This is a genomic window from Acinetobacter sp. USHLN143, assembly GCF_037145695.1.
GTDB lineage: Bacteria > Pseudomonadota > Gammaproteobacteria > Pseudomonadales > Moraxellaceae > Acinetobacter > Acinetobacter fasciculus.
Genome location: NZ_JBBCWZ010000021.1, coordinates 23,117 through 49,779, shown reverse-complemented (window position 1 = coordinate 49,779; position 26,663 = coordinate 23,117). Strand labels below are relative to the sequence as shown.

Sequence of the window (26,663 nt, the reverse complement as noted above, 5' to 3'; positions counted from 1 at the left end):
TGTATGTTCTTCGTTTTTTCGCAAGAGATGCGATGGATGTCTGGTGATTTGTAGTCATAAATTTTAGTCCCCACTTGTTTTTAAGTGGGGACTAAATTAAGGCTTATAGGATGAATTCATAAGGTGTGTTCAGCGGACGCTTACGGATTAACTTTGTAACAAAGCTTATAAAATTTGTAATGGTTAAGTTAAAGACGGATTGAATTTTCTTTTTATGGAGAATCATGCTCAACTTTCATACATGGCTATGAAAGAGAATATTGAAAGATAGGATAACGTTAGAGCATAGAAAATGATCATTTTTATGATATGAAATACTTAATCATTTAAAGAAGATTTAAAGCGTCAATTATTTTAGATTGGTCATGGATTCACTGGATTTTTTCCGACGTTTATACTCAAACATGTTCTGATCCGCTTGTGCGAGTGCTGCAAATAAGCCCTGACTTGGATGACGCATTGCCATACCAATCGCTGCGCCAATGTTTGCTGCTGCAAAGGCATTAATTAAACGATCCACTAAACTTTCAGTACCCGTTTCATCATTTTCCACGCTAAGAATCACAAACTCATCGCCACCTAAACGAGCAACAATATCATTGATTCGTACGTTATCTCGCAATACCTGCGCCGCATTTTGAATCAGCTTGTCACCTTCATCATGACCCAAACTATCATTCAACTTTTTTAGGTCATTCAGGTCAATAAATAATACAGCGGCGGGATGACCATATTGTTTACAACGCTCTTCTTCAGCTCGCAGCAGTTTTTCCCAGGCCCGACGATTATAGAGCCCGGTCAATTCATCTTTACTGGCTTCTTCCTGCAATAATTCATGTTGACGTACCTGCTCACTTTGACGCAATTCTGCCTGCAAGATCGAACTGAGCAATTGTCCCAATAACTCGACCAATTGCATATCTTGCACAATAGCTTCCGATTTGGTTTCTGGATCAATCGCACAGAGTGTTCCAAACAAACTGCCATCTTCTTTAAGGAGTGGCTGACCAATATAAGATTTTATACAGACCTGCTGATTAATCGGCGCTGTGGCGTATAAAGGAATTTCTTCAGAGCGGGGGGCAATTCTCGGGGCCTTACCTGCGACCATATGAGAACAAAAAGAATCAGCCCACTGAAACACTTGACCGGGTCGTATATCATAACCATGATCTTCACTTTGCAGCACAATCCAGTCTTGGCCTTCTACCCGGGTGATCATCCATAAATTAAAGCCGAAATGCTGATGCAGAAACTTTAATACTGCCTCTCCAGCATCCTGAAAACTTTTGAAATTTATATTTTCCATCCGAGATTGCCTCTGCTACAAACCTGTAAAAATATGCATGATATAAACTTAAGCTATTAAACTATTTTTCCGGTTTCAATAGAATATACAAGCTCTAAATACAGCTATAAAACTATATATTTACAACATACCGTTGCTATAAGTTTTCATTTAAAAATTCACAATAAAAAAGAGGCCTTAGCCTCTTTTTTTCAAGCCTGAAATCTATGCCTCTGTCGGATTAGTCAATTCCGTCATTGGCCAGCGTGGTGTGGTGGTCACCGCCAAGCCATCATGCTGCCCTGCTTTTAAACGCTGATAGCCCGCAAAAGCAATCATTGCACCATTGTCTGTACAGAGTGCAGGTTCAGCATAATAAACAGATGCACGGATCTTGGCTAAATCTGCTTCTAAACGCTCACGTAAACGCTTATTGGCACTGACACCGCCCGCAATCACCAGACGTTTAAGCCCCGTTTGCTTCAGTGCTTTCACCGACTTTTTCACCAAAGTATCAACAATGGCTTCCTGAAAACTGGCAGCGATATCGGCATCGCGATTTTCATCACCGAGTTTTTTCATCTGTACAGAAACAGCCGTTTTTAAACCACTGAATGAAAATTCCAGGCCTTGATGCAGCATTGGACGCGGGAATGCAAAGGCATTCGGGTCACCCTGCTCCGCCAGTTTAGAGATATTCGGACCACCCGGATATGGCAAGCCCATCATTTTCGCGACTTTATCAAAGGCTTCGCCGGCTGCATCATCAATGGATTCACCAAGTAATTCATACTGGCCAATGCCATAAGCAGCCATAAGTTGTGAATGCCCACCTGATACCAATAATGCAACAAATGGAAACTCAGGCGGAGTTTCTGACAACAAAGGTGCAAGCATATGCCCTTCCATATGATGAACACCAATTGCCGGTTTGTTCAGTGCAAAGGCCAAAGTTCGACCAAACAACGCACCTGTCATTAATGCGCCCATTAAACCTGGCCCACGCGTATATGCAATGGCATCAATTTCCGATTTTTTGACGTCAGTTTGCTCCAATAATTCATTCATTAATGGAATTAGTTTACGCACATGATCACGTGACGCCAGCTCTGGAACCACACCGCCATATTCTGCATGCAGTTTAATCTGGCTATAAAGCACCTGCCCGCGTAAACCCAACTCGCTGTCATACAGCGCAAGTCCTGTTTCATCACACGACGTTTCCAAGCCTAAAACGATCATTAAACTGCCTATAACCTGTATCAATTCTATTGCAGTCACTATTATAGGCTTGTGGTATGAGATGTAAATGAGTAAAATACTGACCTTCACTTGTGATCACAGGCATTCGGCCTGCGATCTTATCCATAACTTTATGAGGATTCTTCATGCCACAAGTTAAATTGAAAGAAGGCGAACCAGTAGACGTAGCTATCCGTCGTTTCAAACGTTCATGCGAAAAAGCGGGTGTTCTAGCTGACGTACGTAAGCGTGAATTCTACGAGAAACCAACTCAAGAACGTAAGCGCAAAAAAGCTGCTGCTGTTAAACGCTACCAAAAGAAATTGGCGCGTGAATCAGTACGTACGACTCGCCTTTACTAAGATTAATTTGTGATTGACTGCCTGGATTAAATAATGACGACTTTAAAAGACCAAATCACGGATGTTTTGAAAGCAACAATGCGTGCCAAAGAAATGTCCAAGCTGACGGTCATACGTGGTCTACAGGCGGCAATTAAGCAAATCGAAGTCGATGAGCGCAAAGAACTTGACGACGCTCAAGTTCTTGCGGTCATTGAAAAACAAATTAAACAACGTAAAGAATCGATCAAGGCCTTTGATGGTGCTGGTCGAGAAGATTTAGCTAGTAAGGAACAAGCCGAGGTTGAGGTGTTATCTCAATTTCTACCAGAAGCTATGACTGAGGAAGAACTTGATTCCATCATTGCGCAAACGATTGCAGCGCAAGAAGCTACTAGCATGAAAGATATGGGTAAGGTGATGAATTCTCTGCGTCCGCTCATAGCCGGGCGCGCCGATCCTGCACAAGTTTCAGCTAAAATTAAAGCGAAACTTGCTTAATCCCACTTCTCTAATATTCGATCTTTAACGTTGAACTGACTTTTTATAAAAGACAGTTCTTAACGTATTCTTATTGCAAATAACAGTCAACCTGATAACGTTTCAGCAATTGCATCTCTTTTGAAGATTTCACTTCTATAATCACATCCTGTTTAGTTATCTTCTGAAACTGACGATCCAGATAAGCACGATTTTGGTCAGCCGCCTGATATAAGCGATCGGCATAACGTTGCACAATACTACAAAAATGTGAATTCTGTGCTGCGCTAAAACCTTGTTGCTGCGGATTCAAACCACCCAAGAATTGACGCGATTCCTTTTTATAGTCAGTATTAATACGCTCTACCGCATCTACATACTCAACAGCACTCGCAGCAAATACCGCATAATTCCACCCCAATAGACAGATGCCCAATAATATTTTCTTCATAGCATGCTTCAGATTTAATCGCACTGATCATTAAAAAAAGATTGTAGCCCGATTCAGTATATCCTGACCATATCATCCTGATATAAAAAGCTTAAAACCTGACTAAGGCTTAAATTTTATATTGACGTGCCTGCTGCATCTGTTTCAGGCGTTGGTTAATGGTTGCCGATAAAGATTGATTATTTTTCGCTGTACGCTGTGCATGTAATAATGACTTGATGGCGGTTTCTTCATAACCGGACCAGTATTCTACTTCTGCACGATAACGTAGCACATTGGCGGCCTTGATTGCCGATGCAGGCTCTGCATTGGTCGCCAGTTGCATCAGTCGCCAGCCGCTCACATCGCGGGAATTGGCATTCAAAAACTTTTGTACAATTTGTTTAGCTTGATCAGGTTGCTGGGCACGAATCAAGACTTCTGCATATTTATAATTGAGCGCACGATTTTCCGGCATGATCCGCGCTGCCGAAGCCACACTTTTCAGCGCTGCATTCAACTGGTTCCGACCTAAGTAAATATCAGTCTGAAACAAGACCAATAAAGGATGCATCTGGTTATGCTTTTTCGCCTGATCTAAAGCAGCCTGTGCGGCCTGAAAATCACTTTGCTGTATCTGGTAGGCAGCCAAAGCAAGCTGACCGGCAAAATTATTCTGCCGATTCATCAAACTGAGCTGCTCCTCACTGGTCTGGCGAGACAGCACCCTACTATACCATTTGATAATCTCAAAGTCCTGATCATTCAGCTTAGGTTTGACCGCAGGCAGCTGATTGGCACGCAAACGTGCTTCACTCATACGCTCAGTCGTCAGTGGATGAGTGAACCAGAAATCCGGCAGGAAGCTTAAGCGACTGGTCGAGCGATGCATGACTTCGAAGAAGTCAGCCATACTATGCGGGTTATAGCCGGAACGATACATATATTGCATACCAATCCGGTCTGCCTCACGCTCCTGATTACGGCTATAGGTAAGCTGTTTATCCAGAAGTGCTGCCTGTGAACCCATCATGACCGCTGTGCCGACATCACCATCTGCCTGAGAAGCGACCAAAGCACCGACGAGAATTCCAGCTAGCGCCAGTAAACCTTGCCCTTTAAAGGCATCCTGAGAGCGACTGTAATGACGTTGTGTGACATGTGCAATTTCATGTGCCATGACTCCTGCCACTTCATCCATGTTTCGGGCTGAATTAATCAGACCAGCATTAAGTGCAAAGAGGCCACCCGGTACGGCGAAAGCATTAATTTGCGGATCATTAATGACCAACAAACCGATCGGCTGTTGCAATTGAGTTTGACTCAGAATATGAGAAAATACTGAAAGCAGCTGATCTTCAAGCCATGGATTTTGCATCACTGGCATTTGTTTATGCACTTCACGATAGACTTTTTCACCGATCATTTTTTCTTTTTGTTGATCGAGTAAGCCGACACCTGTACCAATATCAGGCACAGAAAATTGTACATTTACTTGATTAAAATCATGGTTAGAGCTGTGCCCTGCCACCATATACAGACTTAAGCCACACACCAGCGCCAATCGTTTCAATGAAAAATCTCTAATCCTGCCAATCTAATCTGTCTTGAATATAGCATTGAACCATGAGCAGAGACGCAAGAAAATGTTATTTTTTAATACCATTTAAACGACGAATCAGATGCATTTTAAAATTCCGGATTGACCACATAACGGGGCACTCGTCCTTCCAAGGCATCAACAAGATTCTGATAAGCCAGTTCTGCCATTTTTTTACGGGTGGCTGCAGTGGCCGAACCCACATGTGGCAATGTAACCACATTATCCAACTGGAATAATTCCGATTCCTTTAACGGCTCTTTCTGATACACATCCAGACCGGCAGCAAAAACCTGCTTGGCTTTTAAAGCTGAAATTAATGCCTGTTCATCAATGACCGAGCCACGTGAAATATTGACCAATACTGCATGGGATTGCATTTTAGCCAATTCCGCTGTCGCAATCAGCGCCTTAGAATCCGCATTCAAATCTACTGCAACGACCACAAAGTCAGAACGCTGTAACAGTTCCTCAAGCTGGCAATATTTCGCATTCAACCCTTGAGCGAGTTCTGGTTTTTCCCGGCGATTATGATACAGAATATTCATGTTAAAACCGTAAAAACCACGACGTGCGATTGCCGCCCCAATATGACCGAGACCAATAATTCCGAGGGTTTTTCCAAAAATATCCATACCAAATTGTGCTTCGCCCACGGTACGCTGCCATTGTCCCTGCTTGGTCCATTGATCCAGGTAAGCCACTTTGCGTGCTGCTGACATCAGTAAAGTGAAAGCCAGGTCAGCAGTGGTTTCAGTCAGTACATGCGGCGTATGACTGAGATAAATTTTCTTTTCATTTAAATAATCCAGTTCATAGTTGTCATAACCGACACTGACACTGGAGATAATTTTTAACCGGGTGGCACTGGCCAGATTATCGCGATTCAGCAAACGCCCTGCGCCAATCATGCCATCAGCATCCTGAACCTGCTGCAAAAGCTGTTGATTCACATCGCCTAGCTTGGGTTGTATATAACTAACCTGATAATTTTGTTCGAGCTTATTTTGAATATCAGCATCAATTTGACTAAATACAACCACTTTTTGTTTCATCTATTTTTATTCCACAGCAAGATTATTCCAGACTGGCGGTCCTATTTTGCATAAACTGCCATAAACGTTTTTTTAGAATTGGTTGATCCAGCATTTCTTGTAAAGATGCCAACTGGATCATTTTCGTATTTGATATATGCGCTACAGGCCCGAGGAAAATAATATTTTTCTCTACACTCATCCCATCCAGAAAACCCTGAATATAGGATTCTACACCACGTCCATCCTGAACATTGGCCCAGGGAAATGGCCAGTTCAGCTCATGAAACTCTCCCGGGACTGCACGCTGGATATTGCCCCATAAATTCTGGGTGTCTTCGGTCATTGCAGTTGCATCAATCACGATACTGCAATGTGCCAGACTTAAAGCCTGCAAACTGAATGGCGGGATTTGTACGATTTCACGCTGTTCCTGAACAGGTGCAATGTGAGTCGGTGCCGCAGGTGGTGTATCAACCTTAAGCGTAACAATTGGCTCTGGCTCAGGAATCGGTAGATCAGCCAACGCCTCTACGGAAGCAGGCTGTGGTAAGACGATATCGGTGTGAAATTCAGGTGCAGCCTGATCACGCCAGATCGAAACCTGGTGCGGCTGACATGCGCTGTCCCTAGGAATCCAGAGATCGATTCCTAATGTTGCCAGTATGTCACGCTGATGCCCAATCATCTTTTCATCATCACCAATTTCAGGCTGAACATTTTAGCCGGATTGCCTGTGCTTTGCCGAACTTTTTCAGCTTTTCTTTTTTATCCTGATGGATTCTAGTACAAAGTTTAGCTGTCTGCTAAAAACCGTGCTTTTAATACACAATTAAACCATTCCTGCTGTTATAACAGATTCCGGCTAAAGCTGCGCGTTCTCATTTATTTTCTACAGAATGGTTAAACTGTTCTTCTTTAACATTTGCTGAACGACCTGTTCTGCCTCAAAACCCAAGCGCCAATACAACAGCTCCATCACGTCCAACTCATCCTGTGTCACGATACGATCACTCCACAAACAGGCCTCTGCAATACCTAAAATACTGAGGCGATCACGCAATAACAGCCCCGCAATATCATTCAGGATTTCTGCTAGATCAATCGGCTCATCAGAAATTTCATTATATAAGTCCAGTTCCTGAGCGGTCAGAATCCGGTTTAAAATCCGCTCCCGCACCTCAAGCTGGTTGCCGCTATTAATCTGCTGTACATGCAGCAAGGCGTCGATCAAACGCACAATCTGTGGCTTGACCTCATCGAGTGCTGTAGGCGTATGTGCAGGAAGCAAATTCAGTTCGTATTTCACACATTCCAGTAATAATGCATCCAACAGGCCAATTTCGCCATCTTCCTGAATAATCCGTGCCAGCTTCATCAAAAACTGGCGTGCAACAGTTGTCGGCATGCCACCAATATTGTTACAAGCTTGCTGGAAAATCGAGATATGCACCCGCCCGTCCAGATTGAGCAATGAATCTACAATGGCACGGCTAACTTCAGCCTCAGTCGGAATAAATTCACGATATTGACGGATCATTAAAATGGCGACCATCACTTCACGAGAACCAGTTGCGGTTTGTAATGCACGCTCAATCAGTTCCGGACGTGGCATCTTGAGCCGAAGTTCCGGATTCAGTGGTTTGATCGCATCTTTAATCGCAAAACTGATCGGAGACAGCCGCAATAATGGCAAAGGCTGTGGCGAGCTCCAGCTCATTGCAGTTTCAGGCACCACTTCTTCTAAAGAACGGAACAAACTAAACAAAGGCTGATTTTTGAGTTTTTTCAGATTCTCAAGCTGTAAGTCCTGAATCAAGGCAGGATTTAATTCATAAATCCGCTGATTGATATGGGGATGAATATTCAGCCAGTTTTGTGGGCTCAAGGAATTGGCAAAGCACATATGTGAAATGGATTCAGCATATTCACTATAAATCTGGGAGCCGGAATGATGCACATGAATTCTGAGTAAAGTCTGAATATTGGCATCATTTTGAATCAGGCGTCGGGTCTTTCGATCATTTTTATAGGTCCGACCACCGAGTGAAATATATTTAATGAAACGGGAAATCAAAACACCCAAACTACCAATCAGCCAGATCACCGCACCGACTGAAACATAGAAAGTTTCGAACTTGTTTTCACGAGGACTACCCGCTCGATAAAAACCGGACTTGGCAATCTTACTGCCACACTGACTAAACGTGGTTAAACTGCTATACAGAATTTTCAAACGGGTATTTTCCGCAGCTTCACCAGACAGGATTTTATTGAATTCATGGCTGAGCAAGCCATACAGCTCGACTTTATCCAGTGTTTGTATCGCACCCCAAGTCAGGATAATTGCGGTATCCCGCGGACTAAACCCTGCCGTCAATGCATTGACACCAACTTCATCGGGCAGCACATATACCGCCGGAACGTCAATCAGAAAAGTCTCTGACAGTTGCTGGTTAATGTGCAGTGCAGCACTTTCTTCTGGAATACTGTCCATCGGACTCAACCGACGTGCACCCAACTGCTTCGCCAGCGAATAACCGCCATTCCGAAAAATATAGAATTCATAGATGACCGAGATCATCATGGCACATAACAACAAAGCAATCAGATAAGGACTTAGCGCATGCCAGAAGATTGACTGGCTAGGATCAGTATAAAAAACAAAGAGACCAACAACGGTATTAATAATAAAAATAGTCAACAGAATTGCAATCAGGCAAAAACTTACAGGCAGTACTATATTTTTGTTTTTTATAAAATCGTATCCTACGTTTCGCAATGCAGAATCCTAAAATGATGATTTTCAATGGGCTCATCATAAAACAAAAAAGCGGGAAATTCCCGCTTTTTCATGATGATTTTAACTACTTAGACTTCGCGTACGCCAGTCAAATCCACTGAAGCTGCATCAATATTGACATCAATATAATTGCTTTCTTTCATGGCACTGTCACTACGTTTTTGCTGAAGATCATCCAGATATTGCGCATCAATACCGCCCGAAACATAGATGCCATCAAAGACTGAACAATCAAAGTCTTTGACATCCGGTACTTTGGTGGTTCTTACCGCATCTTTCAAATCTTCCAGATCCTGGAAAATCAGACGGTCAGCACCAATAATTTCACGGATTTCTTCCACGCTACGTTCCGATGCAATCAGCTCAGATTTCGCCGGCATATCAATACCGTAAACGTTTGGATATTTCACCATCGGTGCTGCAGAAGCGAAGAATACTTTTTTCGCACCAGAATCACGAGCCATCTGGATAATTTCATTACAGGTCGTACCACGGACAATCGAGTCATCCACCAACAGTACGTTTTTACCTTTAAACTCAAGCTCAACCGGGTTCAGTTTTTGACGTACCGATTTTTTACGCAGCTGCTGACCAGGCATAATGAAGGTCCGGCCGATATAACGGTTTTTCATGAAACCTTCACGGAATTTCACGCCCAACATATTGGCAAGTTCTAGCGCTGAAGTACGTGAAGTATCCGGAATCGGAATCACCACATCAATATCATGCTCTTCACCCCACTCACGCAGAATTTTTTGCGCCAGCTTCTCACCCATTTTCAAACGTGCTTTATACACCGAGATTCCATCAATGATGGCATCTGGACGGGCAAAATAAACATATTCAAAAATACAAGGACGGTATTCAGCATTCGCCGCACATTGCTTGGTAAAAAAATTACCTTCTAAATCAATAAATACCGCTTCACCAGGCAAAATATCACGCTCAACTTTAAAGCCCAGTGCAGTAATCGCAACCGACTCAGAAGCAATGATATATTCCATACCCTGTTCAGTTTCACGTGAACCGTAGATCAGTGGACGAATACCATTTGGATCACGGAAGCCCACCAGCCCTTGACCGGTAATCATCGCCACTACGCCATAAGCACCTTTACAACGCTCATGCACACGTGTTACCGCATGGAAAATATCTTCTGACGTTGGTACCAATTTGCCATGTTTTTGCAATTCATGCGCCAACACGTTTAGCAGGACTTCCGAATCAGAATCAGTGTTCATATGACGCAAGTCAGTTTTGAACAGGTCATCATGAATTTCTTCGGCATTGGTCAGGTTACCATTATGTGCCAAGGTAATCCCGTACGGCGAGTTCACATAAAACGGCTGTGCTTCAGCACTGCTCGATGAACCGGCTGTTGGATAACGCACATGACCAATACCGTAATTTCCTTTCAAAGCACGCATATGACGGGTATGGAATACATCACGTACCATACCATTGTCTTTGCGCAGGAATAAACGTCCTTCATCACATGTCACGATCCCAGCTGCATCTTGTCCACGATGTTGTAACATCGTTAATGCATCAAACAACATTTGGTTAACGGGTGATTTACCAGCTATACCAACTACTCCACACATAGCAACCTCGCAGACAAGCTAGGATTAATAAAAAGGATTATTTGTAGACTCATCTGCAACTCCAGACTTGGACGATGTTTCAGATGATGAAGCTGAAGGTTTCGATGCCCCTTCAGGCTTGATATGTTGTAGTGCGCCATTCGCGGCTTCTTTCGACATTTGAGTCGCCCAAGGCGCATAAGGCAATAAGGCTTGAATAAACTTGGACTGTTTCCAGTGCGGCGAGCTTTCTACCCACGGACCAATCCCCTGCATGGTAATCAGGACAATGAGCAAACCTTTCAGGCTACCAAAGACACCACCAGCCAGACGGTTGAGAGGACCCAGTTTAAGACTCTTTAAAATACGGTTCAACAGTGCAGTAACGATCCAGGTCAGAACTACAATCAGCAGGACGATAAAGGCGAAGGCCGCAATCTTTTGTACAACTGGATCTGTACTCAGAGCAACCATAGACGGCGCAAGTAGCGTTGAATATTTTGCCGCAACAATCAGGGCAAAGATCCATCCCACTAAGTTCGCAAAGGCTTTAATAAATCCTTGACGCAAACCGTTGAGCCCTCCAATGAGCAAGATAATCAGTAGAAAGATATCAATGGCATTCATAGGATTTAAAGTGCGTCTACACAATCTTTTACAAGTTTAGGTCCAGTATAGATGAGGCCACTATAAACCTGTACAAGGCTGGCGCCTGCCTGTTTCTTGGAAACAGCATCTGCACCTGAAAGAATACCACCCACACCAATCAATGGAATTTGTCCTTTTAATACCGCAGCAAATGCAGCCAGACATGCGGTACTTTTCTCAAATACTGGCGCGCCAGACAAACCGCCCGCTTCCTCTGCATGCTCCAGACCCTCTACCCCTTCACGTGACAGTGTGGTATTGGTCACGATCAGACCATCGATCTTGAATTGCAATAACTGTTTGGCAATAAAGGCAATATCGCTGTTATCCAGATCAGGCGCCACTTTGAGTACCAAAGGTACATAATGCTGGTATTCCTGAGCCAATTCAAGCTGACGCTTCTTCAATGTTTCCAGCAGTTCGGTGAGTGCATCACCACTTTGCAGGCTGCGCAGGTTTTTGGTATTGGGAGAAGAAATATTGACGGTAATATAAGAAGCATAATTATAGACTTTTTCTAAACAGATGAGGTAATCATCTACTGCTTTTTCTACCGGAGTATCAGCGTTTTTACCGATATTAATACCGAGAATACCTTTAAATTTGGCCGCTTTGACATTTTCAACCAGCTGATCCACGCCATCATTATTAAAGCCCATACGGTTAATAATGGCTTTGGCCTGTGGCAAACGGAATAAACGCGGATGAGGATTGCCGGCTTGCGGTCGCGGGGTAATGGTACCAATTTCAATAAAACCAAAACCTTGACCGGCAAGGGCGTCAATATAGGCACCATTTTTGTCCAAACCTGCCGCAAGACCTACCGGATTGGGAAATTCGATTCCCATACAGGTCACAGGTTTCGCAGCAACGTTTTGACGCATCAAGCCCATTTTATGGGATGATTTCAATAGTGATAATGTCAGCTCATGTGCACGCTCTGGTGCTAAAGAAAACAACAAAGGGCGGGCTAGAGAATACAACATATCCAGAAAAGTCTACTGCTTTTTAAGTCGGCATATTATAGGCATAGGCTGACAAAAAAACCATGCTTTGCAAATCTTTATTTTTACCGTTTATTGTATGGTCGCCGTTAATTTAATCTGTCCTGCCTCATTATTTAGTTCCATTTTCTCGATACTTAGCCCCATTTGTGCCAGCTGAGTCAGGAAATTTGCCAGTACTGCATAATTTTCATGCATGACCGCCAATTGAATTTTTCCTTCCATTTGCTGGGAAGCCACCGACAATCCTTGCTGCTGTGCGACTCGCTGTACTTTCTCCGCTGCATCCAGTTGGGTGTCCCCAGCCGGTTTCATGGTTACTGCATTACTTTGCATCCAAACAATGGTATCTTTCAGCTGATTTAAGCGTTTTTGCTGGGTATCTGCCGCCTGATGCATATACCAGAGTGCAGAACCGACTGCCGCCACAATCACAAAAACAGTGGTAAAAATCACCATTACCCGTTCACGTACCGACAAGCTGTCCAGATAATCACTCAGTTTTTCAAAAGACTGATCCATACGATTTTGTAGCGCTTCAATGCCTTTCATTATTGAATCCTCACCAGTCCGATCGCAGCTGTTCCGCTGGCCTGAATATTCCCCAGCTCCACCTTAAAGCCTTGCTGGCTTAATTGTGTGGTCAGTGCATTTAACGTTTCTGATGAATTGGCTTTAAGTTCCATACTTAGCACAGAAGCATCATAATTCACCCGTTGTGCCACAATCTGATTTTGCATCAAGACAGGCCCCACCCGACTAATCAGCTGTAATGCATGCGTATCTGCAATCTGGCTTTGACGCAACTGCCCTTCAAACTGACTTTTGATATTCTGCTCAGTGACCGGATAATTTTGTCCAAACCAGTATTTAAACTGGTCAATGGCTTGCGCAGCAGTCTGATTCGCCACTTTCTTATATTGATACCAGCGCATAGCATCATAACTAAACTGCAACACCAAAATACCCAGAAAAACTGCCGCGCAGGCTTTCCAGTAGCCGGAAATAGCACCATCGGATTTTGCTTTAGGCAAGACATTAAACGGATGCTGTTTCGGTTTTTTCAGTACAGGAATTCCATATTGGAAAGACTCCAGTTGCTCCTGAGTGACCAGTGCTTCAAGACTACGCAACTGCTCCTGATTCAGGTTGCTCACCTTATAGCTGAGGTCCTTGGGCTGATAATCCAGATAAAGGCTCAGATCATCTAGCGACTGACCGATATATTCCGACTCGCGCACCAGCAAACGCCCACCAATTTGAGCAATCACACGCTGGTTGGCCTCAGGAATCGGCAGCACCAAAAAGTCCGGCAACAAAGCTGCTAGCTTGACCGGGATCAGGCTTAAAGCATGTTGCAAGGTCTCAAGCGTAGAATTCGCAATTCCTATAATGCTGATCTGATCCGGCTGTTGAAAATGATGCAGCACTTTCATGGCATCTACCGGCAGCACCACATATTCTTCGAGCAAATATTTAATGCCATCATTGCCCATTTTCTTATATTGGCTCTTGGGCAAGGTCTGCTGCAAAATTTGCACATGACGGCTCGGGAAAAATACCACTGCCTCTTCGCCATGATGAGCTTGTATATCCTGAATCAGCTGCTCAAGTGTGTGCGCAGTGTTCCAGAACTCCCCAGTTGACCATTGCCAAACCCCATTGGCTTCTGGCATCCATAAATACAACATTGATTGTGTTCTGCCGTTTTAATTAATTTTTTATAGTGTAGGAATAAAGCTTTTTATCTGTGTGGATAAACCCGGGGCAATCACCGCCTGATCATAAATACGTGTCTCTGCCAATGCATAGGGATGAAAAGATTCAGCCAGCAGAATGGAAGACATATGTGCCACCACATTCATATGACACACCACTGCAATCGACTCATAAGGCAGTTGCGACAACCATTCTACTGCAACTTTGGCATCATCATCCGGTTTGATGGTATTACAGATCACCACCGGCACATCTTTAAAATACTGCTGCAAATGTGCCAGAGTTTCCTGCGCACGCAATAACGGACTGACCACAAAGACTTCAGGCTTAATCAGATCCTTTAAGAACTGTGCAGTTTGCTCAGCCTGTTGATGACCACGCTCCGTTAAAGGTCGCTTGGTGTCATTACCATTGACCGGTGGCGCGGCCTCGCCATGTCGAACTAAAGTCAGTTGCATTTGATTTCCTTATATTCTTTTGCCTGCATGATAAGCAGCGAATATGACAATTCGCAGACAGTCCCTGTGTTATAGATCAGACTTGATGATGTGGCAAGACAAATTCAACATCACTGCGATGACCGTTTTTCATCAATGACAATGCAATATTGAGTGGCGGCGCACCTTCAAAAATCACATCATACAAGGCCGAGGTAATCGGCATATACACATCGAGCTCTTCCGAACGTGCCTTGACCTGTACAATGGTATTAATCCCTTCTGCCGTTTGCCCCAACTCAGTCGTTGCCTGCTCCAAGGTTTTACCTTTACCAAGCGCATAACCCACCTGATAATTACGGCTAAGAGGGCTGCTACAGGTAGCGAACAAATCACCCACACCTGAAAGCCCAAGGAAAGTCAGCGGATTAGCACCGAGTTTTACTGCAAAACGGCTCATTTCGGCCAAAGCACGGGTCAGGATCATACTCTTGGTATTTTCACCCACGTTATACGCAGCAGCCATGCCCATCGCGACAGCATAGATATTTTTTAATGCGCCCCCGAGTTCTACCCCATGCACATCATCACTAGCAAATACGCGGAACAAGGCACTATGTAGGGCTTGTTGTACGGCATAACGCACCAGCTCGGACTGGCTGGCAATCACGGTTCCTGCCGGCTGTCCTGCCACAATTTCCTTGGCCAGATTCGGTCCTGATAACACACCATAAGGCACTTCAGGCAACACTTCACGAATAATATCGCTCATGAAACTAAAGGTTTTGGCTTCAATACCCTTGGTCAGCGAGATCACGGCTTGCGATGTAATAAAAGGTTTGATTTGCTGCAAAACATCCCGGAAAGAATGGCTCGGAATTGCGACTAAAATAATATCGCGATCACGCACAGCCTGTTCCAGGTCTGACACCGCCAGCAGATTTTCTTCTAACTTAAAATCTGGCAAATAGCGTTTATTGATATGGGTGGCATTAATATCTGCCGCAACTGCTTCATCACGAATCCAGATCATGGTATTGCAACCATTACGCACTGCAGTATTGGCCATTGCAGTACCAAAGCTGCCCCCACCCAATACCGTTACTCTTAAAGCTGTCTTATGATCAACTGCAACCGGTTCTACCAGTTTTGAGAAATTTAATTCTGACATCTTATTTTTTAATATCCTGTTATACCGTGCAAACTAGCTGTTCTGGTTCCAGTAACTGACAAAATCACCGGTTCGAATCTCTGTGCGTGCTGGAATTGCTTTTGCGGCAGTGCCAATATAAATAATACCCGAGACCAGATCGTCTTTTGAAATTCCCAATGCCTGCTTAAACAGGCCAGACTCGACTACAGCACCGCTACGCCACATGGTTGAGAAACCCTGAACCTGAAGTGACAGCAGAAAATTCTGAATCGCTGCGCCTGAACTAAGGATTTGCTCAAAATGAGGAACTTTAGGATGATCCTGCAAACGCGTTAAGGCAAGTACCAATAAAGGCGCACGAAATGGATGATTTTTAACACGCTCAATCTGCGCTGTTTCAGTTTCACCCAAATCGACGAGCGCCTGCGACAGCAACTCTCCAAAAGCTTCACGCTGATTATCTGGAACCACCACAAATGTGGTCGGCTTGAGCCGATGATGATCGGGTGCAGTTAATGCCGCCTGAAAGGCTTTTTCCAGTTGTTCTGCATTCGGTGCCGGTGCCAGCAGATGACCAATCGATTGTCGTTGGTGAATATTTTGATGAACGATGTCAATCGCAGATTCCGTCATTGCCTTGTATATCTACACTTAAAAACTATACTCAAGATTAGCATATTCAAAGAAAAATACGCTAGAAACTTCATAGCGATTCAGCCAGCTCATCACCACTTAAAAATAAACTTGCTTGGTTTTTCAATCCCGTACTGCTCTATTTTTCACCTAAGTCACATAGAGCTATACCAAAAATTGCCAAACCTATACAACAGCTACAAAATCTGCGCTGCTTGCTGTGTTGAAATATTCAGCATCGTATTTACTTGAGATTTCATGATGAAAAAAACAATCACTTTCAGCGGATTGGCTATTTCCGCATTACTGCTTACTGCCTGTGCCTCAAACCCGACTGCTTTGGCCGTTCAAAAGGAAAATAACCAGTATGAGGTGACCGGATTAGGTAAAAATCAACTGACCTCGAAAAACAATGCGATTACTGCGGCCAATAAAGCCTGTGGCTCTCGATCAACCCCAATTATTGTGGATGAAAAGACAGCTTATAACGGCGCTTTAAAAGGCGTGGTCGATGAACAAACAGGTCAGATGATCCAGGCAGCAGCTACCGTTCTCGGGAATATCGCAGGTACCAATACCGGTTTAAACCAAAATGATGATTATCAGACGGTTCTTACATTCCGCTGTCAGGCCAAATAAGCTAATAAACCATAGCGCAATAAAAAACCGCTCTTCAAGAGCGGTTTTTCGATGGTCTGGATTAACAATAACCTTCCAGACGGGTCAAAGGCAATTTTTGACCAATGGCTTTTTCAATTTCTGGCAGATAGAACGCATCATCTTCTGCAAGGAAACTGATACTCACACCACTGGTTCCCGCACGACCGGTACGACCAATACGATGCACATAATCATCCGACTGTTCCGGCAAGGTGAAGTTCACCACATGCGATACACCATCAACATGGATGCCACGACCTGCCACATCCGTTGCAATCATGATGTTATGTTTACCATTTTTGAACTGATCCAGCATTTTAAGGCGTTTGTCCTGAGCAATCTCGCCAGACAGCATCACTACTTTATAGCCATCACGTTTTAAATGGTCATAAAGTTTGCGCACCTGATCACGACGGTTGGCAAAAATCATGACTTTTTCAATCGGCTCATCACGCAAGATTTCTTGCAACAATTTATATTTGTCCGCCTTGGCGACCATATAAACCCGTTGCTCGACATCGGCATTGGTTTTCTTTTCCGGTTCAATTTCAACTGTGACCGGTTCAAATAACCATTGTTGTGCAAGATTCAGCACATCGTAGCTGAAAGTTGCAGAGAACATTAAAGTCTGACGTTGTTCTTTACGCGGCGAGAAACGCACAATGCGCTTTACTGAAGGAATAAAGCCCATATCTAGTAAGCGGTCGGCTTCATCAATGACCAAAAATTCAATCTGATCCAGCCAGACTTCTTTTTGTTCTACAAAATCGATCAAACGACCCGGTGTAGCCACCATAATATCGACAGGCGCTTTATTAAGCTGGTTCTTTTGCTTGTCAAAATCCACACCACCCAGCAAGGTCACCACATTGAGACCAGCATATTTCGCCAGATCCTGTGCATCGCTTTCGATCTGTAACGCCAGTTCACGGGTCGGTGCCAAAATCAGCGCACGTGGCTCACCACGATAGCGTTGTTCCTGAATCGGATTATTTAAGAGATCATTCATGATACTAATTAAAAAGGCAGCAGTTTTGCCTGTACCTGTCTGTGCACGGCCAATGGCATCATGTCCTGCCAGCGTGAATTTCAAAACCTTCTGCTGGATAGGCGTCATGGTGGTAAAGCCTAAAGCATCAATCGCTTTTTTTAGATTGGGATGTAAATTTAAGGTTTCAAAACCAGATGACATAAAGCGGTGCTCTAATTGGGTAATCACTAAGATAGGGATAGTATAAACAAAAAACGCCCCAAGTTATATTGGAGCGTTTTCTTTTTAGCTTAATCCGAAGATTAGTCTAATGGTTGAACTTCTTCAGCTTGAAAGCCTTTTTGGCCTTTAACAACACTGAATTCAACACGTTGGCCGTCACGAAGTGAACGGTGACCGTCACCTTGGATAGCACGGAAATGAACAAATACGTCATCACCGCCGTTACGTTGAATAAAGCCGAAGCCTTTAGTATCGTTAAACCACTTAACTACGCCTTGTTCGCGAGCAGCTGTCATAAGTTAATCCTCATTGAAACTAAAAGAAGGACCACCCGGTGTTGCAAACAGCAGAGCAAACAAGTTTGAAAATATTATTTTTAAGCTTGTAATCATTCTGTAAAACTATCAACAAAATCCCGGTTACATCCATTTATGTAATAGGGTGAAAAACAATCACTTTGTTTATTCAAAGTCCCAAATACGCAACGAGCTTAACATGGGTTTATCACAATTAATAGATTTTTTTTAGCATGTTCTGTTTGATTTAGTTATTTTTTTCATGAAAATTGTCAAAAGACTTTATAAAGTCATTTAGATCTTCTTTTTCTGAAACCAGTTTGGTTCTGGCATCATATTTGCTACTATTTATAGCCTTTTCTGCCATCTAAATAAAACCGCAATGTCCGAATATCCAGCGCAATTCAGCCTTATAGACGCTATGGGAAAACCGTGCCCGATGCCGCTATTAATGTTAAAGCGCGCACTAAAGGCCGGAAATCAGAAAACATTCCTGCTGAAATCATCTGATCCGCATAGCCAGACAGATGTCAGCCGCTATTGTCAGCTGCATCAGCTCAAGCTTGAATTTAAAAAAATTTCTGATACAGAGTTTCACTACTTAATTGAATCTTAAAAATTTTCAATTAAACTGTTGATCTTCACTTTCGTATACTTTTTTACATTTCTCTACCCAAATATCCATTATTTGCGGAGAGATTGGATTAAGATAAAACCTAGTTTAGGGTTATCCCGCACTTCAAGGAGAACACATGAGTGACAGCCGCAATCAGTTAATGCCCCTGTCATTATCGGCGCCAGGTGTCAACCTCGGTGCTTATATCAGCACTGTCAATCAGATTCCGATTTTAACGGCCGAACAAGAAAAAGAGTTGGCTGAACGCTATTATTATGACCAAGATTTAGATGCAGCGAAAATGCTGGTCATGTCGCATTTGCGTTTTGTAGTACATATTGCGCGTAGTTATGCAGGTTATGGTTTGCCACAAGGCGACCTGATTCAGGAAGGCAACCTGGGCCTGATGAAAGCTGTAAAACGTTTTGACCCGAATATGGGCGTACGTCTGGTGTCATTTGCCGTGCACTGGATCAAGGCGGAAATTCACGAATATGTGATCCGTAACTGGCGTATTGTGAAAATCGCCACCACTAAAGCGCAACGTAAACTGTTCTTTAATCTGCGAAGCCTGAAGAAATCATCGAAAAAGTTGACGCTCGCAGAAGCACAGTCTATTGCCAATGATTTAAATGTCACACCAGAACAAGTACTGGAAATGGAAGGCCGTCTGACGGCGTATGATGCGGCTTTTGATGCATCAAGCGATGACGATGATGAAGGTTCCACCCATGTGGCACCAGCGTTATATCTTGAAGATAATCGTTATGACCCGGCTCGTCTGATTGAAAATGAAGACTATGAGGAGCAAAGCACCTCTGCCCTGCATGAAGCCATGGATCAGCTAGATGATCGTTCACGTAATATCTTGCAGCGTCGCTGGCTAGATGACGAGAAATCGACCCTGCATGAGCTTGCAGCGGAATATAATGTTTCTGCGGAACGTATTCGTCAGCTGGAAAAAAATGCCATGGAAAAAATTAAAGTGGCGATGTCATCCAATTAACACCAAATTCTGTTACTGATTTACCTCGAAAAAGCCTTCTTTGATGAAGGCTTTTTTATGTCCGCATTTTGAATTTATGCTAAGGTTGAGCGCAAACTTTATCAGGAAGATCAATTCAAATGTGGATTGCGATTTCAGCACTTAATTTGGCACTTGCAGTCATGCTCGGTGCTTTTGGTGCACATGGTTTAAAAGCGCGGGCGACTGAAGCACAGCTCGGCTGGTGGCAAACGGCAACGGATTATTTTTTCTATCATGCCTTAGGACTACTGATTCTTTCTTTACTGGCGAAAGTCATCCCTGCATTGCCCATTCAATGGAGCTTCGGTCTGATTCAGGTCGGCATTTTACTGTTTTCTGGCTCACTGTATATCATGGCCTTAGGATTACCCCGCGGTTTAGGTGCTATTACGCCCATCGGCGGGGCTTTAATGATTGCCGGATGGTTAATTCTGGCCTGGAATGCTTTAAAATACGCCAGATAAGTTTGAACAACACTTAATCATGGAGGGTTGCTAGAATGATGATTTACATCAATGGCGAACAACAGGAAACTCACTGCAAGAATCTGCTGGAACTGATTCAGAGTATGGCGCTTGAGGGTAAGCGTTTTGCAGTTGAAGTCAATGAAATGATTATTCCTAAAAGCAGATTGGGCGATACGCCAATTTGCGATACAGACAAAATAGAAATTATTCACGCGGTCGGTGGCGGCTAATACTCGGGACAATTATGCAAGATTTATTACAGATTGGTTCACGCCAATTCCAGTCACGCCTTTTGGTAGGCACGGGCAAATACAAAGATTTAAATGAAACTCAGCAGGCCATTGAAACCAGTGGTGCAGAGATTGTCACTGTCGCTATTCGCCGTGTCAATATTGGCCAAGATCCTGACCAGCCGAACCTGCTGTCAGTCATTCCTCCGGAAAAATATACCATTTTGCCGAATACCGCAGGTTGCTTCGATGCCAATAGTGCCGTCCGCACCTGTATGCTGGCGCGTGAGTTGCTCGATGGCCACAATCTGGTCAAACTTGAAGTTTTGGGTGATGAAAAGACACTTTATCCAAACGTAACCGAAACACTGAAAGCTGCGCGCACCTTGATTGACGATGGCTTTGAGGTCATGGTTTATACCTCGGATGATCCGATCGTGGCGCAAGAGCTGGAAAGCATGGGCTGTGTTGCGATTATGCCATTGGGTAGCCTGATTGGTTCTGGTCTGGGCATTCTGAATCCACATACCCTGTCAATCATCAAGGAAAATGCCAAAGTTCCTGTCCTAGTCGATGCCGGTGTCGGTACAGCGAGTGATGCCGCGATTGCGATGGAACTGGGTTGTGATGGTGTACTCATGAATACAGCGATTGCAGCTGCACAAAATCCGGTATTAATGGCATCTGCGATGAAAAAAGCCGTTGAAGCAGGCCGAGAAGCTTTTCTTGCTGGCCGTATGCCGCGCAAGCGTATGGCCAATGCCAGCTCACCGGAAACCGGCTATTTCTTTAAATAAATTTTCATGAACAAAAATAAAGGACTCAATTGAGTCCTTTATTTTTGTTTTTAGTTAAGGAATCAGACCTTCATCACGCATAGCAATCTGTACAGACTGACGTTCTGCCACTTTATTACGGATATGAATAATATTTTTATATGGACTCAAATCATGCTCAATCTGGTTCGACCAGTTGGTCAAGACAAATAGATAGGCATCCGCAGGCCCAAAGTTATCATCCACCAGATAATCATTGTCCGATTCACCAATCGCTTTATCGATATAACTCAATAGTCGATCAATCTCTGCATAGGCTTTTTTCTTTTCATCTTCGGATAACTTGCCACCGAAGAACACCGCATAGGCATCATGTAGTTCAGAGTTCAGATAACCTAACCATTCCAGCACTTTGGCACGTCCCATGCCCGATGGTGGAATTAGATCTTGTTTTGGATCGTGTTGAGCAAGAAACGGTAGAATTGCAACATTTTCTGTCAGGATCAGACCAGGGTTAATTTCTAACGCTGGTACATAGCCTTTAGGATTAACTTCGTAATAATCCGTACCTTTTTCTGTTTTATGTGTTTTTAAATCAACACGTTCCAAATCAAAATCGACATTAATTTCATTTAAAATAATATGTGCTGCCAGTGAGCAGGCACCTGGTGAATAGTAAAGCTTCATTTCTGATCCTTGTTATACACTTCTCAATGTTTTAAATCGCTTCTGACAAACTTTCAAGTGATCAAACCTGTAAATTGCAAAAAAGCGTAACTGTCACCTCAGGGCAGTTACTCATTCAATATTCAGGATATTCCGGGCTTTTGCAAGTCAATCTTGTGTAGATTTTTATCTCTATCTGTTTAACATACACAGGTTTTCCAAATTTAGATGATATTTCGTGATTAGCCTGAAAAAAGAAGAATGGTTTTCCAATATCCGCACAGATGTATTGGCAGGTCTGGTGGTGGGACTTGCCCTGATTCCTGAATCAATTGCCTTCTCTGCCATTGCCGGTGTCGATCCGCAAGTCGGTTTATATGCCTCTTTCTGCATTGCAGTATCCATTGCCTTTTTTGGTGGCCGTCCTGCCATGATCTCTGCGGCTACAGGCGCAATGGCACTTTTGATGATTACCTTGGTAAAAGAACATGGTTTGCAATATCTGTTGGCTGCCACAATTCTGACCGGCATCATTCAGGTCATTGCGGGTTATTTTAAAGTCGCTAAATTAATGCGCTTTGTATCGCAGGCGGTGGTATACGGATTTTTGAATGCCTTGGCGATCCTGATATTTGTGGCACAAATCCCGGAAATTAACCGGATGGATAGCACCGGTTATCTGTTTATTGCGATTGGTCTGGCAATTATTTATCTGTTTCCGTATATCCCGAAAATTGGCAAAGCCATTCCCTCACCTTTAATCTGTATTATCGTATTAAGCGGGTTGGCGCTGTTGTTAAGTGCAGATATGCGTACCGTGAGCGATCTTGGACAATTCCCGGATACTTTGCCAGTATTCCTGATTCCAGAAATTCCACTCAATCTGGAAACCTTGCAAATTATCCTGCCTTATTCCTTTACCTTGGCGACTGTCGGTTTGCTGGAAAGCATGATGACCACTACGGTCATTGATGAAGTGACCGGAACTGAAGGTGACCGTCATCAGGAATGTCGTGGTCAGGGTATGGCCAATATTGTCAGCGGCTTTATGGGCGGGATGGCCGGTTGTGCCATGATCGGCCAGTCAATTATCAATGTGTCTTCAGGGGCACGTACCCGTTTATCGACTCTGGTCGCTGGCGTGTTTCTGCTGTGTCTCGTGGTTTTTTTGAAAGACTGGCTGGCTTATATCCCAATGGCAGCGCTGGTTGCGATCATGATTATGGTGGCATTTACCACCTTTCAATGGGGAGCAATCAAGCAATTCAGCAAACATCCGCTAGAATTTAATACCGTGATGATTGCCGTGATTATTGTCGTGCTTGCCACTCATAATCTGGCGCTTGGTGTATTTGTCGGCGTATTGCTCTCTGCCCTGTTCTTTATTAATAAACTGGAAAGAACCGTACATGTCTATACGCATTTGAATTCGGCTCATTCACGCAGCTACTTTATTTCTGGACAGATATTCTTTAGCAGTTCAGAGAAGTTCTATCAGTTCTTTGATTTTAAAGAGAAGCTTGAGCATGTCGAACTGGATCTGACCCATGCGCATATTTGGGACGTGACTTCGGTCAATATGCTGAATAACGTGATTCAGAAGTTTAAAGCCCAAGGGATAGATGTAAGGGTGATTGGTTTGAATGAAGCCAGCAGTACATTGATCGACCGGTTTAGTAGCTGATGAACGATGATTAATAAAAGAGCCTCAATTGGCTCTTTTATTTTATCTGGAAGATCTTGCCGATTTTTATGGAGAAATACCGAGAAAAGTTTGACTTGCTCGGCTCAGGACTTAAAATACCGCATTCTGAATTTTTAGATTTGCCAAAGTTATGTCGAACGATCAATTAGACCAGCAAGTCGTGGAGCTGGAAAACTTAAGCGAGCACCGTGAAATCGTGACGTTTATGCGCCGCTCAATGCCGCTGAATACCTCTCAACGTACTGCGCTTGAACAATATGGTCACTTAATTTTGGAATATCCAGTCGGTGATTTGCGTCAGCACTTTGAACATCCTGAACGTCCTTTGACTGTAGAAATTGGTTTTGGTATGGGCCGTTCACTGGTATTGATGGCCAAAGCTAATCCTGAACGTAACTTTGTCGGAATTGAAGTCCATGTACCTGGAATTGCGCAGTGCGTGTATGAAGCAGGTATTGAAGGCCTAACGAACTTACGTGTGCTGGATGCTGATGCAATTCAGGTATTACGTGAAATGCCAGACAATAGTATTAATGCAGTTCAGTTATACTTCCCTGATCCATGGCAGAAAAAACGTCATTTTAAACGCCGCTTTGTTTCGCATGACCGTATGCCGCTGGTGGAGCAAAAGCTGGAGCTTGGCGGAACTTTCCATGCTGCAACGGACTGGGAACCGTATGCGGAATGGATGATAGAAGTATTGGAAGAACGTCCACGTCTGGAAAATCTGGCGGGCAAAGGCAATAGCTATCCTCGTCCGGAATGGCGTCCACAAACCAAGTTTGAACGTCGCGGGATTGAAGCAGGTCACAAGATTAATGATTTTATCTTTAAGAAAATTTCTTAATCTAAGACTCAAAAAAAGCGCTGATTATTCAGCGCTTTTTTATGGGAAAAATTTGGCTTTGAACCCTGCTTCGTAGATAAATTATCAGCTTCTTCATTTCTGATGACGCGTGAGAATCTGCTGGCTCAACAACTGATAGACATTTTGTAAATCTTCTCGCTGCATATTGGCTAACATCTGCTGATGCATATTCAAGATATTCTGATCACCACGCATCGCTGGGCCGGTCTGCATTTGTTTGGGATCATTCTGAGTGGCTTTATTGGCAGTTTCCAGCATTAAGGGATACAACAAACTGAAATCGACCTGTTGTACATCAACCACCTGCTTGGCCATGTCATAACAGTAATTGGCAAAATTACAGGCAAATACCGCTGCAAGATGCAAACTGAGACGTTGACTGGAACTATAAGTATAAACACGATTGCTTAGGCTATTTGCCAGTTCTAATAACAGGATTTGGTCCTGTTCATTCACCGCTTCAATCAACAGTGGCGTCTGCTGCCAATCAATCTGGCGTTCGAGACTAAAGGTCTGTAAAGGATAAAATACGCCTGCACGCGCATGCACATTTTTCAGTAAATTGAGATGGGTGCTGCCAGAGGTATGTACGATCAGATTCTGCTGTAGATACGGATGAATCTGTTCAATGACGTTGGCAATCGACTGATCACTGACCGCGATAATGACCAGATCCACCTCATGATCCAGCTGTTGAGGCTGAGCGATGGCCTGAGCGTTGAATTGCTCAGCCAGATATTGTGCTTTTTCTAGGGTTCGACTGTAGATCTGTACGATCTCATGGTGTGCTGACAATACAAGGGCAAGATGATATGCCACTCGCCCTGCCCCAATCATACTGATCCGCATCTGCTGTTCTTCCTGATAAATTACGCACAGCATGCCAATAAATAAAGATTGAGGCAATTGGCCTTGATGTTTCGAATAGACTTTAGAACTTTCGCAGGGTCAGAATCTGTTCACTTCGACCAAAAGGTCCATGAACATCATGCAGAATCCCGCTGGTCAGACCAATACCATCTTCACCATATTGCTGCACCACTTCCAGTCCCAGCCATTTACCCTGCGGCAGACGGTGCATATGAATCTGCAGGTCCAGATTCGGAAATCCCCAACCGGAATTCGGGTCCTGACGTGGCACAATGCCATTGGCCGTATCGACCATACCGAGCAAACGACTAAAGTCTGTCGTCGGTTGACCTTCTACCATGTCCAGCGAATTTCTTAGCCAGACAATGCCCTTGCCTGCACGATGGTCAGCATGTGCCCGGGTTTCAATACTCTGGATATAACCGCCCGGCCAGCAGCGCATACCCTCCCAAACCGGTAAATATTCTGGACTTTCGATCGGAAAATCTTCCACTCCAGCAATGGCCGTGGTATTTGAAGTTAGCATTCTCCACGCGCGTGCCACGATACAGGTTTTACCATTGGCACACATTTCAGCTTCAACCAGTTCAATGGTTTTACCCGGACGGATCATGCGTGTGGTAATCGAAAATTCACCAAAGGCTATCAGGCCAAAAATATCCAGCCCGACCCGACCAATACGCATGTCAGCACGTGGCTGAAACTGTTCCAGTTCGACGCATAGAATACCGGTGGCTGGCGCCATGTGCTGCTCATGCGGATTCCACGCACCTTGTGCATGAATATTAGAACGGTAATAAGCCGTAGTACTGCCATCTGCATGCTGTTCGCGCTGAATAAAACTGTAATATGCCGACATTGTTTTAATACTTCC

Annotated in this window: 30 protein-coding genes; 10 read left to right on the top strand and 20 right to left on the bottom strand. The window is 43.9% G+C overall.

Features of this window, described 5'->3' with window-relative positions:
• Window positions 1–349: 349 nt before the first annotated feature.
• Both WFH18_RS07830 and tsaD read right to left on the bottom strand, forming a co-directional pair.
• Entirely contained in the window at window positions 350–1,309 is a 960-nt protein-coding gene (locus WFH18_RS07830) for a sensor domain-containing diguanylate cyclase (protein ID WP_004729940.1), read from the bottom strand.
• 204 nt (window positions 1,310–1,513) lie between these two features.
• Window positions 1,514–2,530, bottom strand: coding sequence for a tRNA (adenosine(37)-N6)-threonylcarbamoyltransferase complex transferase subunit TsaD (tsaD, locus tag WFH18_RS07825; protein WP_004729941.1), 1,017 nt, complete (start codon window positions 2,528–2,530; stop codon window positions 1,514–1,516).
• Between the two features lie 146 nt (window positions 2,531–2,676).
• On the opposite strand from tsaD, the gene rpsU reads away from it, so the two are divergent.
• Window positions 2,677–2,892, top strand: coding sequence for a 30S ribosomal protein S21 (gene rpsU / locus WFH18_RS07820; protein WP_001136722.1), 216 nt, complete (start codon window positions 2,677–2,679; stop codon window positions 2,890–2,892).
• A 33-nt stretch (window positions 2,893–2,925) separates the two neighbouring features.
• Window positions 2,926–3,372, top strand: a complete 447-nt coding sequence (locus WFH18_RS07815) for a GatB/YqeY domain-containing protein (protein WP_004729943.1) — start codon at window positions 2,926–2,928, stop codon at window positions 3,370–3,372.
• A gap of 70 nt (window positions 3,373–3,442) precedes the next feature.
• Here WFH18_RS07815 and WFH18_RS07810 read toward each other — a convergent pair whose 3' ends face one another.
• The 13 genes from WFH18_RS07810 to WFH18_RS07750 form a co-directional block, all read right to left on the bottom strand.
• Window positions 3,443–3,802: a hypothetical protein gene (locus WFH18_RS07810; RefSeq protein ID WP_004729945.1), complete on the bottom strand. Its 360-nt coding sequence runs from the start codon at window positions 3,800–3,802 to the stop codon at window positions 3,443–3,445.
• 109 nt (window positions 3,803–3,911) lie between these two features.
• Window positions 3,912–5,354, bottom strand: coding sequence for a M48 family metalloprotease (locus WFH18_RS07805; RefSeq protein WP_004729947.1), 1,443 nt, complete (start codon window positions 5,352–5,354; stop codon window positions 3,912–3,914).
• Between the two features lie 116 nt (window positions 5,355–5,470).
• Window positions 5,471–6,436: a 2-hydroxyacid dehydrogenase gene (locus tag WFH18_RS07800; protein ID WP_005262046.1), complete on the bottom strand. Its 966-nt coding sequence runs from the start codon at window positions 6,434–6,436 to the stop codon at window positions 5,471–5,473.
• A 22-nt stretch (window positions 6,437–6,458) separates the two neighbouring features.
• Window positions 6,459–7,103, bottom strand: a complete 645-nt coding sequence (locus WFH18_RS07795) for a hypothetical protein (RefSeq protein WP_004729953.1) — start codon at window positions 7,101–7,103, stop codon at window positions 6,459–6,461.
• Window positions 7,104–7,307: 204 nt separating this feature from the next.
• Window positions 7,308–9,197, bottom strand: a complete 1,890-nt coding sequence (locus WFH18_RS07790) for a M48 family metalloprotease (protein ID WP_004729955.1) — start codon at window positions 9,195–9,197, stop codon at window positions 7,308–7,310.
• Window positions 9,198–9,286: 89 nt separating this feature from the next.
• Entirely contained in the window at window positions 9,287–10,822 is a 1,536-nt protein-coding gene (gene purF / locus WFH18_RS07785) for an amidophosphoribosyltransferase (RefSeq protein ID WP_004280083.1), read from the bottom strand.
• A 24-nt stretch (window positions 10,823–10,846) separates the two neighbouring features.
• Window positions 10,847–11,428, bottom strand: coding sequence for a CvpA family protein (locus WFH18_RS07780; RefSeq protein ID WP_004280084.1), 582 nt, complete (start codon window positions 11,426–11,428; stop codon window positions 10,847–10,849).
• 5 nt (window positions 11,429–11,433) lie between these two features.
• A complete protein-coding gene (locus tag WFH18_RS07775; RefSeq protein ID WP_004280086.1) occupies window positions 11,434–12,435 on the bottom strand; it encodes a quinone-dependent dihydroorotate dehydrogenase in 1,002 nt (333 codons plus the stop codon).
• Window positions 12,436–12,525: 90 nt separating this feature from the next.
• Window positions 12,526–13,005 (bottom strand): type II secretion system protein GspM, encoded by a 480-nt coding sequence (gspM, locus tag WFH18_RS07770; protein WP_004280088.1) that lies wholly within the window; start codon window positions 13,003–13,005, stop codon window positions 12,526–12,528.
• Complete coding sequence (gspL, locus tag WFH18_RS07765; RefSeq protein WP_004280090.1) at window positions 13,005–14,144, bottom strand: type II secretion system protein GspL; 1,140 nt, start codon at window positions 14,142–14,144, stop codon at window positions 13,005–13,007. Before gspL ends, gspM begins: the two co-directional genes overlap by 1 nt.
• A 30-nt stretch (window positions 14,145–14,174) precedes the next feature.
• Window positions 14,175–14,630 carry a phosphoglycerate mutase family protein gene (locus tag WFH18_RS07760; RefSeq protein WP_004280092.1) on the bottom strand — a complete coding sequence of 152 codons (456 nt, stop codon included), beginning with the start codon at window positions 14,628–14,630 and terminating at the stop codon, window positions 14,175–14,177.
• A gap of 76 nt (window positions 14,631–14,706) precedes the next feature.
• On the bottom strand, window positions 14,707–15,780 hold the full coding sequence (locus WFH18_RS07755; RefSeq protein ID WP_004280094.1) for an NAD(P)H-dependent glycerol-3-phosphate dehydrogenase: 1,074 nt from the start codon (window positions 15,778–15,780) through the stop codon (window positions 14,707–14,709).
• 33 nt (window positions 15,781–15,813) lie between these two features.
• Window positions 15,814–16,395, bottom strand: coding sequence for a nitroreductase family protein (locus WFH18_RS07750; protein ID WP_004280095.1), 582 nt, complete (start codon window positions 16,393–16,395; stop codon window positions 15,814–15,816).
• 258 nt (window positions 16,396–16,653) lie between these two features.
• Between WFH18_RS07750 and WFH18_RS07745 the strand changes: the two genes are divergently transcribed.
• On the top strand, window positions 16,654–17,034 hold the full coding sequence (locus tag WFH18_RS07745) for a hypothetical protein (protein WP_005246748.1): 381 nt from the start codon (window positions 16,654–16,656) through the stop codon (window positions 17,032–17,034).
• Between the two features lie 61 nt (window positions 17,035–17,095).
• Here the strand turns inward: WFH18_RS07745 and rhlB are convergent, their stop codons facing one another.
• Complete coding sequence (gene rhlB / locus WFH18_RS07740) at window positions 17,096–18,247, bottom strand: ATP-dependent RNA helicase RhlB (protein WP_004280098.1); 1,152 nt, start codon at window positions 18,245–18,247, stop codon at window positions 17,096–17,098.
• Window positions 18,248–18,348: 101 nt separating this feature from the next.
• The gene (locus WFH18_RS07735; RefSeq protein WP_004280099.1) at window positions 18,349–18,564 is read right to left on the bottom strand and encodes a cold-shock protein; all 216 of its coding nucleotides are present in this window, start codon (window positions 18,562–18,564) and stop codon (window positions 18,349–18,351) included.
• Window positions 18,565–18,946: 382 nt separating this feature from the next.
• On the opposite strand from WFH18_RS07735, the gene WFH18_RS07730 reads away from it, so the two are divergent.
• The 5 genes from WFH18_RS07730 to WFH18_RS07710 all read left to right on the top strand — a co-directional run bounded on the left by WFH18_RS07730 (window position 18,947) and on the right by WFH18_RS07710 (window position 21,701).
• Complete coding sequence (locus tag WFH18_RS07730; RefSeq protein WP_004280100.1) at window positions 18,947–19,180, top strand: sulfurtransferase TusA family protein; 234 nt, start codon at window positions 18,947–18,949, stop codon at window positions 19,178–19,180.
• A gap of 136 nt (window positions 19,181–19,316) precedes the next feature.
• Entirely contained in the window at window positions 19,317–20,186 is an 870-nt protein-coding gene (rpoH, locus tag WFH18_RS07725; RefSeq protein ID WP_004280101.1) for an RNA polymerase sigma factor RpoH, read from the top strand.
• Between the two features lie 119 nt (window positions 20,187–20,305).
• On the top strand, window positions 20,306–20,671 hold the full coding sequence (locus tag WFH18_RS07720) for a DUF423 domain-containing protein (protein WP_004280103.1): 366 nt from the start codon (window positions 20,306–20,308) through the stop codon (window positions 20,669–20,671).
• A 35-nt stretch (window positions 20,672–20,706) separates the two neighbouring features.
• On the top strand, window positions 20,707–20,904 hold the full coding sequence (gene thiS, locus WFH18_RS07715; protein WP_004280105.1) for a sulfur carrier protein ThiS: 198 nt from the start codon (window positions 20,707–20,709) through the stop codon (window positions 20,902–20,904).
• Window positions 20,905–20,918: 14 nt separating this feature from the next.
• A complete protein-coding gene (locus WFH18_RS07710) occupies window positions 20,919–21,701 on the top strand; it encodes a thiazole synthase (protein WP_004280106.1) in 783 nt (260 codons plus the stop codon).
• A 54-nt stretch (window positions 21,702–21,755) separates the two neighbouring features.
• On the opposite strand, the gene WFH18_RS07705 is transcribed toward WFH18_RS07710, so the two are convergent.
• Complete coding sequence (locus tag WFH18_RS07705) at window positions 21,756–22,367, bottom strand: glutathione binding-like protein (RefSeq protein WP_004280108.1); 612 nt, start codon at window positions 22,365–22,367, stop codon at window positions 21,756–21,758.
• 217 nt (window positions 22,368–22,584) lie between these two features.
• Here WFH18_RS07705 and WFH18_RS07700 point away from each other — a divergent pair, with 217 nt between their 5' ends.
• Both WFH18_RS07700 and trmB read left to right on the top strand, forming a co-directional pair.
• Entirely contained in the window at window positions 22,585–24,030 is a 1,446-nt protein-coding gene (locus WFH18_RS07700; protein WP_004280109.1) for a SulP family inorganic anion transporter, read from the top strand.
• Between the two features lie 151 nt (window positions 24,031–24,181).
• On the top strand, window positions 24,182–24,898 hold the full coding sequence (gene trmB, locus WFH18_RS07695) for a tRNA (guanosine(46)-N7)-methyltransferase TrmB (RefSeq protein WP_004280110.1): 717 nt from the start codon (window positions 24,182–24,184) through the stop codon (window positions 24,896–24,898).
• A 93-nt stretch (window positions 24,899–24,991) separates the two neighbouring features.
• Here the strand turns inward: trmB and WFH18_RS07690 are convergent, their stop codons facing one another.
• Window positions 24,992–25,768, bottom strand: a complete 777-nt coding sequence (locus WFH18_RS07690) for a Rossmann-like and DUF2520 domain-containing protein (protein ID WP_004280112.1) — start codon at window positions 25,766–25,768, stop codon at window positions 24,992–24,994.
• A gap of 82 nt (window positions 25,769–25,850) precedes the next feature.
• On the bottom strand, window positions 25,851–26,648 hold the full coding sequence (locus WFH18_RS07685) for a thioesterase family protein (protein ID WP_004280113.1): 798 nt from the start codon (window positions 26,646–26,648) through the stop codon (window positions 25,851–25,853).
• Window positions 26,649–26,663: the final 15 nt, after the last annotated feature.